The 10,228-nt window shown below is 37.2% G+C and carries 12 protein-coding genes; 11 read left to right on the top strand and 1 reads right to left on the bottom strand.

The window, feature by feature from the left end:
• Positions 1-266 precede the first annotated feature (266 nt).
• The 11 genes from ABW51_RS07020 (at position 267) to rseB (ending at position 8,811) form a co-directional block, all read left to right on the top strand.
• Positions 267-452, top strand: coding sequence for a hypothetical protein (locus tag ABW51_RS07020; RefSeq protein WP_053466150.1), 186 nt, complete (start codon positions 267-269; stop codon positions 450-452).
• Positions 445-930, top strand: coding sequence for a hypothetical protein (locus tag ABW51_RS07015; RefSeq protein WP_053466149.1), 486 nt, complete (start codon positions 445-447; stop codon positions 928-930). The genes ABW51_RS07020 and ABW51_RS07015 overlap by 8 nt, the downstream gene beginning before the upstream one ends.
• 468 nt (positions 931-1,398) lie before the next feature.
• The gene (def, locus tag ABW51_RS07005; protein WP_053466147.1) at positions 1,399-1,908 is read left to right on the top strand and encodes a peptide deformylase; all 510 of its coding nucleotides are present in this window, start codon (positions 1,399-1,401) and stop codon (positions 1,906-1,908) included.
• 74 nt (positions 1,909-1,982) lie between these two features.
• Positions 1,983-2,939 (top strand): methionyl-tRNA formyltransferase, encoded by a 957-nt coding sequence (gene fmt / locus ABW51_RS07000; protein ID WP_053466146.1) that lies wholly within the window; start codon positions 1,983-1,985, stop codon positions 2,937-2,939.
• Positions 2,939-4,291, top strand: a complete 1,353-nt coding sequence (gene rsmB / locus ABW51_RS06995; protein ID WP_053466145.1) for a 16S rRNA (cytosine(967)-C(5))-methyltransferase RsmB — start codon at positions 2,939-2,941, stop codon at positions 4,289-4,291. Before fmt ends, rsmB begins: the two co-directional genes overlap by 1 nt.
• 12 nt (positions 4,292-4,303) lie before the next feature.
• Positions 4,304-5,680, top strand: a complete 1,377-nt coding sequence (trkA, locus tag ABW51_RS06990) for a Trk system potassium transporter TrkA (protein ID WP_053466144.1) — start codon at positions 4,304-4,306, stop codon at positions 5,678-5,680.
• A gap of 74 nt (positions 5,681-5,754) precedes the next feature.
• Entirely contained in the window at positions 5,755-6,141 is a 387-nt protein-coding gene (mscL, locus tag ABW51_RS06985) for a large-conductance mechanosensitive channel protein MscL (protein ID WP_053466143.1), read from the top strand.
• Between the two features lie 94 nt (positions 6,142-6,235).
• Entirely contained in the window at positions 6,236-6,493 is a 258-nt protein-coding gene (locus tag ABW51_RS06980; RefSeq protein ID WP_005643996.1) for an FAD assembly factor SdhE, read from the top strand.
• A 108-nt stretch (positions 6,494-6,601) separates the two neighbouring features.
• Positions 6,602-7,180, top strand: coding sequence for an RNA polymerase sigma factor RpoE (rpoE, locus tag ABW51_RS06975; protein WP_053466142.1), 579 nt, complete (start codon positions 6,602-6,604; stop codon positions 7,178-7,180).
• A 16-nt stretch (positions 7,181-7,196) separates the two neighbouring features.
• Positions 7,197-7,784: a sigma-E factor negative regulatory protein gene (locus tag ABW51_RS06970; protein WP_053466141.1), complete on the top strand. Its 588-nt coding sequence runs from the start codon at positions 7,197-7,199 to the stop codon at positions 7,782-7,784.
• Positions 7,785-7,863: 79 nt separating this feature from the next.
• The gene (gene rseB / locus ABW51_RS06965) at positions 7,864-8,811 is read left to right on the top strand and encodes a sigma-E factor regulatory protein RseB (protein ID WP_053466140.1); all 948 of its coding nucleotides are present in this window, start codon (positions 7,864-7,866) and stop codon (positions 8,809-8,811) included.
• A 40-nt stretch (positions 8,812-8,851) separates the two neighbouring features.
• Here the strand turns inward: rseB and ABW51_RS06960 are convergent, their stop codons facing one another.
• A complete protein-coding gene (locus ABW51_RS06960) occupies positions 8,852-10,186 on the bottom strand; it encodes an NAD(P)/FAD-dependent oxidoreductase (RefSeq protein ID WP_053466139.1) in 1,335 nt (444 codons plus the stop codon).
• Positions 10,187-10,228 lie beyond the last annotated feature (42 nt).

Below are 10,228 nucleotides of genomic sequence, written 5' to 3'. Positions count from 1 at the left end.
GCTGTAATGCCGATGGTAGTGTGGGGCATCCCCATGTGAGAGTAGGGCACCGCTAGGTTACCAAATACATATCTAAATTAAGTAAAAACAGAAGAACCCCAGTTTAACGACTGGGGTTTTTTGCTTTTCTAATTCATTATATTCATCTTCATTCTCATTATTTACCCTCAAATAGAAGCCATTTTTTTGCCCAGTATACTGGGTTTATTCTTTCTTGACAGAAAGAATAAAAACATAATGGAAAAAACTTTTACATAGGTAGAGATATGTTAATAGCTAAATTTGAAAATGGTAGAAAGTTTTACCAAGATAACTTAGGTCATAAATATCAATATAATTTAGAAGATTTGATAGATGTTCAGAATTATGCAGTGGATACTGATGCTCAATTACGAGATAAATTATGTATGATTCCAACACGAAATGAACTTGGTGGAGGAATTTATGATTAAACGTTTATGCTTATCTGGAATATTGTTAATAGCTATTTATGGATGCGGTAGTTCTGTTCCTCCTATACCGACATTGTATGTGCAATACAATTCATTCCCAGAATCTGCAAGATTATTATGTGTGAATGCTAATGGTGTTTTTCAAGATCAGGGCTATACACCGAGTACATTACAATATAGGATAACTGATATTGATTTACAAAATGGGTATGTTCAAACATCACCTTGTAAAGCTGTTTGGGTTGGTGGGGCAAATGAAGATTATCCAGCTAAATTTACTGTTACTCCTAATGGTGCAAGCTATACTACACATGTTTCTAGTAAAAGTGTTAAGAATATAGATATTCAATTTGATGGACAAAGAAAGCAGGCTGCTGCCATTGAGAGACAGGCTGCAGCAATAAGCTCTGCTAGCGAATCGAAAAATACTTGGAGAGTTCAAAATCCATATTCTTATGTTCCTAGAACAACATATTGAAATACATACGGTACACTAACTACTTGTTTTTAAAGCTTGTTTTGAAAAAAATGAAAGTTGAAATTAAATAAGTAATATATAGATAAATACCTGTTTTCCCCGAAACAGGTATTCCCTCCCCAAACTCTCTCTTTTCCGCTATCCTTAGTAGTAGCACATGCGAAGAATTTGGCACTGGAGTGTATAAGTGAAACAAAAGAGGTGCTATGCACGTTCTCATCTATTTATTCCTATATTTTAAACGATGATGTTTCTTTAGACGATGAAATTCAGAAATATAAGAAACTATTGGAGTTAGATACGTATCTATATCAGGAATACTCATATTTTGCTAGTTATAGTTACTGAATTTAATTTTGTGGATTTCCTATTTAATATTCTCAAGCCCTATTCGGGGCTTTTCTACACATCCTTCCTTACCTGTGCTACAATCTCGCCAGAATTTTATTCTTAAAAATAAGAGAAATTATGACCGCACTTAATGTATTAATTTATCCTGATGATCACTTAAAGGTTGTTTGTGAGCCTGTTACTGAAGTTAATGATGCAATTCGTAAAATTGTTGATGGTATGTTTGACACGATGTATCAAGAGGAAGGTATTGGTTTAGCTGCACCTCAAGTAGATATTTTGCAACGTATTATTACTATTGATGTTGAAGGTGATAAACAAAATCAACTTGTCCTCATCAATCCAGAAATTTTGGCTTCTGAAGGCGAAACGGGAATTGAAGAAGGATGCTTATCCATTCCGGGGTTCCGTGCTTTGGTTCCTCGTAAAGAAAAAGTGAAAGTGAGAGCGTTAGATCGTGATGGTAAAGAATTTACTTTAGATGCGGATGGTTTGCTTGCGATCTGTATTCAACACGAAATTGATCATTTAAATGGTATTTTATTTGTTGATTATCTTTCTCCACTTAAACGCCAACGTATTAAAGAAAAATTGGTGAAATATAAAAAACAAATTGCGAAACAATAAGCTTCTGATTCTTAATTAAAGTGCGGTTGATTTTAACCGCACTTTTCCTATCAATCACCATAACGTAGAACATTATGAAATCACTTAATATTATTTTTGCTGGTACGCCAGATTTTGCTGCACAGCATTTACAAGCTATTCTAAATTCTCAACATAACGTGATCGCTGTTTATACTCAACCTGATAAACCAGCTGGTCGCGGTAAAAAACTGCAAGCAAGCCCTGTCAAGCAACTTGCTGAGCAAAATAACATTCCCATTTATCAACCTAAATCCTTACGTAAAGAAGAGGCGCAATCTGAACTAAAAGCGTTAAATGCAGATGTAATGGTTGTTGTCGCTTATGGATTAATTTTACCGAAAGCTGTATTAGACGCCCCTCGTTTAGGTTGTTTGAATGTGCATGGTTCTATTCTTCCTCGTTGGCGAGGAGCGGCACCCATTCAGCGCTCAATTTGGGCTGGTGATGCACAAACTGGTGTAACCATTATGCAAATGGATGAGGGTTTAGATACAGGTGATATGTTACACAAAGTCTATTGTGATATTTTACCGACTGAAACTTCAACAAGTCTTTATAATAAACTGGCGGAGCTTGCGCCATCAGCATTAATCGATGTTTTGGATAATCTTGAAAACGGTAAATTTATAGCCGAAAAACAAGATGACGGCCAAAGCAATTATGCAGAAAAACTTTCCAAAGAAGAGGCGCAATTAGATTGGTCACTTCCTGCAATGCAACTTGAGCGTAATATACGTGCTTTTAATCCTTGGCCGATTGCTTATTTTTCAACAGAAGATAAGGATGGCAATCCTCAAACGTTAAAAGTATATCAAGCAGAAGTATTGCCTCATCAAGATAAACCTGCGGGAACTATTTTAAGTGCGGATAAAAATGGTATTCAAATTGCGACTGTCGATGGCGTCTTAAACTTATTGCAATTGCAACCTGCAGGTAAAAAGCCTATGTCTGTACAAGATTTATTAAATGGTCGTGCAGAATGGTTTACTATTGGTAAGGTGCTTGCATAATGAAAAAATTTTCTTCTAAAACTATCAAAGTAAAAAACTCAGTAAAAATGACCGCACTTTCGACCAGAGCTATTGCTGCAAACTTAATTTTGCAAGTATTGGATGAAGGTAAATCCTTGTCGGCGTTAATTCCAGAAGTGCAACTTTCTGTAAAAGCTCAAGATTTTCCCTTACTACAAGAAATTTGTTTTGGCGTGTGTCGCGTATTGCCTCGCTTAGAGCAAATTATCAAACGTCTTGTGGATAAGCCGCTTAAAGGTAAAACTCGCATTGTTCATTGCCTGTTACTTGTGGGATTATACCAATTGCTTTATATGCGAGTGCCTGCTCATGCGGCAGTTGATGAAGTTGTGAATGCAACAAAATCATTAAAATCTGATAGTTTTAGAGGATTAGTGAATGCGGTTTTGCGTAGATTTTTACGTGAGCAAGATGAAATTTTGGCAATTATCGATAAAAATTGGCAAACGCTTCACCCTGAATGGTTCGTGAATAAATTAAAAAAAGCCTATCCGAATTGGCGTGAGATCATTGAGGCGAACAATCAGAAACCACCAATGTGGCTACGAGTGAATTCACAAAAAAACGCCCTAGAAACTTACCGCACTTTACTTGAAGAACAAGGTGTTTCTACAAAAACAAGTTATCATCCTAATGCGCTATGTTTAGATATACCGATTGCTGTGCAAAAATTACCGCACTTTGAAGAAGGGGTTGTTACGGTGCAAGATTTGAGTGCTCAATGGGCAGCAACTTTGCTTGAGCCAAAAAATAAGGAATGGATCCTCGATGCTTGCGCGGCACCGGGCGGTAAGACAACTCATATTTTGGAATTGGCACCTCAAGCTAATGTGATTGCATTAGATGTAGAATCTCATCGCTTAAAACGAGTAGAAGAAAATCTTGAACGTTTAAATCAGCAAGCGATAGTGGTGTGTGGTGATGCGAGTCAGCCTGATGAATGGTTAGCTGAAATCGGTAAAAGTGCGGTGAAATTTGACCGAATTTTACTTGATGCGCCTTGTTCTGCTACAGGAGTGATTCGACGTCACCCCGATATAAAATGGTTACGCAAAGAAACAGATATCGCTCAGCTTGTTGAATTACAGAAGAAAATTCTGAGTGCGCTTTGGGAAAAACTTAAGCCAAACGGTGTTTTGCTTTATGCTACTTGTTCTGTATTGCCAGAAGAAAATTGCGAACAAATTCAAGCATTTTTAAATGCTCACGCGGATGCTGAATTATTGCCATTACCCTTTAGTGATGATAAAAGTGCGGTGGGTTTTCAATTCATTCCGCAACCAAATAGTGGTGATGGGTTCTATTATGCGAAATTGCTTAAACGAGCATAAAGGAGAGCGATAATGAAAATTATCATTTTGGGCGCAGGTCAGGTAGGAACAACGCTTGCCGAAAATTTGGTTAGTGAAGATAACGATATCACACTCGTTGATAACGAATCCCCACAGTTACAAGCCTTACAAGAAAAGCATGATTTGCGTGTGGTGCAAGGCTCGCCATCATCACCAAAAGTGCTTCGTGATGCAGGTGCGGCCGATGCCGATTTAATGGTTGCCGTAACAGCCTCTGATGAAATTAATATGGTAGCCTGCCAAATGGGCTATACATTATTTAATACACCAACGCGTATTGCCCGTATTCGTAATTCAGAATATTTGCGTGAAAAAGATAAGTTATTCAATGATGAAAATGTACCTATTGATCATTTGATTTCGCCTGAAAATCTTGTGACAGATGAAATTACACGCTTAATTGCTTATCCAGGAGCATTACAAGTTGCTCATTTTGCTAATAATCGTATTAGCATGGTTGTGGTGAGAGCTTATTATGGTGGTCCTTTGGTTGGATATGCGCTTTCCGCATTTCGTGAACATATGCCACATATTGATTGCCGTATTATGTCTATTTTGCGTAATGGCAAACCGATTCGCCCGCAGGGTTCTACTATTGTTGAAGCCGGCGATGAAATTACTTTTATTTGTGCAACTGAGCATATAAAAGCTGTAATGAGTGAACTTCAACGCTTAGAAAAACCTTATAAACGCGTAATGATTGTTGGGGGAGGAAATGTTGCCGCTGGTGTTGCGAAATGTTTGGAAAATGTTTGTACCGTAAAATTAATTGAGCGCGATGAAGAACGGGCTAATTTGTTAGCTGAAAAACTTTCAAAAACCCTAGTTTTTTATGGTGATGCGTCTGATCAAAATTTATTGTTTGAAGAGCATATTGAAAATGTTGATGTATTCCTTTCATTGAGTAGTGATGATGAAGCTAATATTATGTCCGCTTTATTGGCAAAACGTTTGGGTGCCAAGAAGGCAATGGTGCTGATTCAACGAATTGCTTATATAAACCTGATTCAAGGTGGAAGTATCGATATTGTTGTTTCACCACAGCAAGCGACAATTTCTGCTTTGCTTGGACATGTTCGTAAAGGTGATGTGAAAAATGTGGCTACATTACGACATGGTATTGCTGAAGCTATTGAAATTGTAGCGCATGGTGATGCGAATACCTCAAATGTAGTGGGCCGAAAAATTGGTGAGTTGCGTTTGCCTATGGGTACAATTATTGGTGCTTTATTGCGTGGCAATGATGTAATTGTTGCACGACGCCAAGTTGTGATTGAAGAAGGCGATCATGTGGTGATTTATTTGAGTGATAAGAAGAATGTGCCTGAAATTGAAAAATTATTCCAACCAAGTGCATTCTTTATTTAACGATTTATTTACTTTTAAGAGCGGCTGATTATAATCGTCGCTCTTTTTATTCAATCTCTAAAGGAAAAATTATTATGAGTTTTATTAAAGAATTTCGCGAATTTGCAATGCGCGGTAATGTTGTAGATATGGCTGTCGGTGTGATTATCGGCGGTGCGTTTGGTAAGATTGTAAGTTCACTTGTTAGTGATATTTTTATGCCTGTGCTTGGTATTTTAACGGGTGGAATTGATTTTAAAGATATGAAATTTGTATTAGCTCAAGCACAAGGCGGTGTTCCAGCTGTTACTTTAAACTACGGTGTGTTTATTCAGAATGTGATTGATTTCATTATTATTGCTTTCGCAATCTTTATGATGATTAAGGCACTTAATAAAGTGAGAAAACCAGAAGAGAAAAAAGCAGGTCCTACATCGGAAGATTTGCTCACAGAAATTCGTGATTTATTAAAAAATAAATAATGAAATTGAAAAATAAAGGTTGGTAAATATGCCAACCTTTTTTTATTGTTATTTTTTAGGCTATAATCGCCCCTTAAAATTTAAGGAATTAAAAATGGAAAAATATAATAAACTCCGTATTGAATGGGACTGCCGCCGAGGGATGTTGGAGTTGGATAAAATCATTATGCCTTTTTATTTGAAGCATTTTGATGAATTAACAGATGACAAAAAAGATATATTTATTCGCTTATTAGCAAGTACAGATCTGCAGCTGTTTTCTTGGTTTTTTAATCGTGGTCAATCATCAGATTCAGAAATTCAATCCATGGTGGAATATATCCAAAACGTACAAAAAATCACAACTAATTAAAATTATTAAGATACGTATGAACTTTTTTCACACACTTGTGTCTGAGATTGCAACAAGAGCTTGCTGTCTTGAATATTAAGGCGTGTTAGATATTGGCATAGGAGAAATATGGCTGAACAGCTAACAGATCAGGCTTTGGTAGAAAGAGTGCAGCAAGGGGATAAGAAAGCCTTCAATTTGTTGGTTTCTCGTTATCAGAATAAAGTGGCGTGGCTTTTGACTCGCTATGTATCACGTAACGATATTCCTGATGTAGTGCAAGAATCCTTTATAAAGGCTTATCGCTCAATTGAATCTTTTCGTGGCGAAAGTGCTTTCTATACATGGCTTTATCGAATTGCCGTTAATACGGCAAAAAATTATTTAACGGCTCAAGGGCGTCGTCCACCTAATGAAGATATTTTAGCTGAGGATGCTGAAAATTATGATGTGGGTACGCACTTGCGGGATGTAGATACACCCGAAAACGAGATGTTATCTAGTGAACTTGAACGAATCGTGTTTAGTACGATTCACAGTTTGCCAGAAGATTTAAAAACAGCAATCACCTTGCGGGAGCTAGAAGGCTTAAGCTATGAAGAGATTGCAGAAATTATGGATTGCCCTGTTGGTACAGTTCGTTCTCGTATTTTCCGCGCAAGGGAAATTATTGAGAATAAAATTCAACCACTGATGCAACGCGAATAAAAAGTCGGAGTTTACTATGCAAAAAGAGCAACTTTCAGCCTATATGGATGGCGAACAAGTCGAGGCTGGTTTGATAGATGCTTTATTGAAAGACGAAGAATTACAAGAATCTTGGCAGGCATTCCATGCTGTACGTGCAGTGATGCGTAAAGAAAGTGCGGTCTTTTTAGGGGCTGATTTTACCGCTAAAATGGCAGGTTTAATAGAATCTGAAGAAGTGAAGAAAGTTGATGTCATTGCTGTGTCTCAACCTGAACCAGAAGACTCACATAATTCTGTATTTATGCAAAAATTAAAAGCGTTCTTTGCGCCAATGACTCAAGTTGCTGTTGCTGCTGGCGTATGTTTAGTGGCAGTACTTGGTGTTCAATCTTTTAATAGTAAAAACGAAGCGTCTAATTTACCAGAAGCGCCAGTATTGCAAACCTTGCCATTTAATAATGCAGTTCAAGAAGTTAGCTACAATGCGCCGAGTAAAGATACATTAACTTCAGATCAGCTTGAGAAAAAAAGTCGTCGTATTGGCGCAATGTTGCAAAACTATGAATTGCAACGTCGTATGCACTCTGATGCTTTAGATGTGAGTAGCAGTCAAGTAAGATAAATTGGTTTCCTTTGTTCAGATGATTGATTCACCACCTAATTGTTATTTAGTGTGGTAAATTTTTATCCTTTAGATTTCTATGAAAAAAATCCTATTAAAATTTACCGCACTTTCTCTTTCTTTGCTATTAAGTAGCATTGCTTCTGCTGAAGAGCTTTCTGCGAAGCAGTCTTTAGATAAAATGACGCAAGCATTGGATAATCTCAATTATGAAATTGCCTTTGTGCAAACTACTCCAGCAAATATGGATTCGTTTCGTTATCGACATATCAAACAAGATAAGAAAACCTACGCACAATTAGTCACTTTAGATGGCCGTCAGCAAGAAATTATTCAGCGTGATAACTTAGTTAGTTATTTTCAACCAAATACTCAAGCATTTACGCTTAATAGTGGCAATATCGTCGATGCAATGCCGGCAGTTGTTCGCGCTAATTTTGATAAACTTTCTTCAGTTTATGATTTTATAAAACTAGGCAAAGATCGAGTGGCTGGTCGTTTTGCTGACACGATTCGTATTATCCCTAAAGATGATTTCCGATATCAGTATTTAGTGTTTATAGATGAAGAAAATGGTTTATTATTACGCGGCGATATGCTTGATCGTGAAGGTAAATTACTTGATCAGTTCAGAGTCGTAACACTTTATATCGATGATAGACTAAGAGGATTGACGGAGTATATTAACAAAGTCTCAACGCCCCCTTTGTTGAAAGAAAGTAAAAATGAACAAAATTCAGATATAACTTGGTCTGCAGGTTGGTTGCCACAAGGTTTTTCTTTAATTCGATATACTCAAGAAACATTGGAAAATGAAATCATAGATAGCGCATTATATAGCGACGGTTTATTTACTTTTACGTTGTTTGTTTCTAATGCAGGCTCTAATAATCTACCAGAAAATACTTGGAAACAAGGAGCTTATACGATTTATAGTGAAGTGAGTGGCGGAAAAGAAATTACTTTTATTGGGCAATTGCCCATAGCTGCAGCTAAGCGAATTGTACAAGAAGTTAAATTTCGATAACAAGTGCGGTGATTTTTCACCGCATTTTTATCTTTAAAGATTAGTGTAATTTTAATCTTGGTTTTAAATAACGATTTAGTTTATCAACCAGAATAATCAAACCAATTTTAATACAACCGTGCAAAGCATGTTGATGCATTCTATATAAAGATACATAGGCAAATTGTGCAAATTTACCTTGAACGGTAAGTGGATTTTTACCGAATTTATTGGTTAAGCTACCAAGTGCGGTGAAATCTGACAGAGAAACTAAGGTTCCTTTATCGTTATATTTAAATGCTTTTAATGGTTTTTGCTCAAGAAGTGCAAAGATATTTTTTGCACAAGCTTTTGCCATTTGATGTGCGGCTTGAGCTCTTGGCGGGACTAATTTACCGTGTGGTTGCATTAATGCTGCACAGTCACCAATCGCGAAAATACTGTCATCCACCGTAGTTTGAAGGGTATCTTTTACTACTAATTGATTGATGCGGTTAAGCTCTAATCCATCAAATTGCTGTGTCACGGTTGAGGTACGAACACCCGCCGCCCACACAATCAGATCAGCTTTGATTTCTTCGCCATCTTTGGTGATAAGTGTATTTGGTTGGGCTTCCGTGATCATTGTATTTAATTTCACGTTCGCGCCCATTTCTTGCAACTCGTCTAATACCGCAGCAGATAAATCTTCGGGTAATGCTGGCAGTAAGCGAGGTCCTGCTTCAATGAGTGTGACTTGTAAACATGAGTTATCAATCTTGCCATAGCCGTAAGAAGATAAATCTTCCGTGGCATGATAAAGCTCAGCGGTTAATTCCACGCCAGTTGCACCACCGCCAACAATCGCAATATTTACTTTGCCCTCATCCACTAATTTTTGTTTAAATTCTTCTTCACCAATATCGTCTAATACACGGTTTTCTGAGAATTTAAGGAATAATTCCAACATTCGTTGTTGAAAGCGAAGTGCTTGATCAGAGTTGTCTAAGAAAATACAGTTATCAGCGACGCCTTTTGTATTGAAATCGTTCGATTTACTACCGATCGCAATCACTAAGTAATCATAAGGAATACGACGTGCAACCACGAGCATATCGCCTTCTTGCCCATAAACGGGGGCAAGTTCAACATATTTTTGTTCACGATTAATACGAGTGATTGAACCCTGTTCAAAACTGAAATGGTGATTTTTACCATGTGCGCGATAGCTAAGAGAGTCCGTGCCATCATCCATTACACCTGTTGCAATTTCATGTAATAAGGGTTTCCATAGATGAGTGGCATTGCGATCAACAAGTGTCACTTTAGCTTGTTTTTTGCGACCTAATTTGTTACCTAAGAATGTCGCTAATTCAATGCCGCCAGCACCCCCGCCAACGATCACGACGTTTTTCATAAAGCTCTCCTAAAAGTTTAAATTGTTAAAAATGTTAAATTG

Origin of the sequence: Haemophilus sp. C1 (assembly GCF_001276515.1) — a bacterium.
Lineage (GTDB): Bacteria > Pseudomonadota > Gammaproteobacteria > Enterobacterales > Pasteurellaceae > Haemophilus.
Note: the sequence above shows the minus strand (reverse complement) of the source record. Positions and strands in the feature narration are given on the sequence as shown.

Coding starts and splice junctions, on each gene's coding strand:
- ABW51_RS07020 (WP_053466150.1), top strand. CDS start 267: ATGTTAATAGCTAAATTTGAAAATGGTAGAAAGTTTTACCAAGATAAC.
- ABW51_RS07015 (WP_053466149.1), top strand. CDS start 445: ATGATTAAACGTTTATGCTTATCTGGAATATTGTTAATAGCTATTTAT.
- def (WP_053466147.1), top strand. CDS start 1,399: ATGACCGCACTTAATGTATTAATTTATCCTGATGATCACTTAAAGGTT.
- fmt (WP_053466146.1), top strand. CDS start 1,983: ATGAAATCACTTAATATTATTTTTGCTGGTACGCCAGATTTTGCTGCA.
- rsmB (WP_053466145.1), top strand. CDS start 2,939: ATGAAAAAATTTTCTTCTAAAACTATCAAAGTAAAAAACTCAGTAAAA.
- trkA (WP_053466144.1), top strand. CDS start 4,304: ATGAAAATTATCATTTTGGGCGCAGGTCAGGTAGGAACAACGCTTGCC.
- mscL (WP_053466143.1), top strand. CDS start 5,755: ATGAGTTTTATTAAAGAATTTCGCGAATTTGCAATGCGCGGTAATGTT.
- ABW51_RS06980 (WP_005643996.1), top strand. CDS start 6,236: ATGGAAAAATATAATAAACTCCGTATTGAATGGGACTGCCGCCGAGGG.
- rpoE (WP_053466142.1), top strand. CDS start 6,602: ATGGCTGAACAGCTAACAGATCAGGCTTTGGTAGAAAGAGTGCAGCAA.
- ABW51_RS06970 (WP_053466141.1), top strand. CDS start 7,197: ATGCAAAAAGAGCAACTTTCAGCCTATATGGATGGCGAACAAGTCGAG.
- rseB (WP_053466140.1), top strand. CDS start 7,864: ATGAAAAAAATCCTATTAAAATTTACCGCACTTTCTCTTTCTTTGCTA.
- ABW51_RS06960 (WP_053466139.1), bottom strand. CDS start 10,186: ATGAAAAACGTCGTGATCGTTGGCGGGGGTGCTGGCGGCATTGAATTA.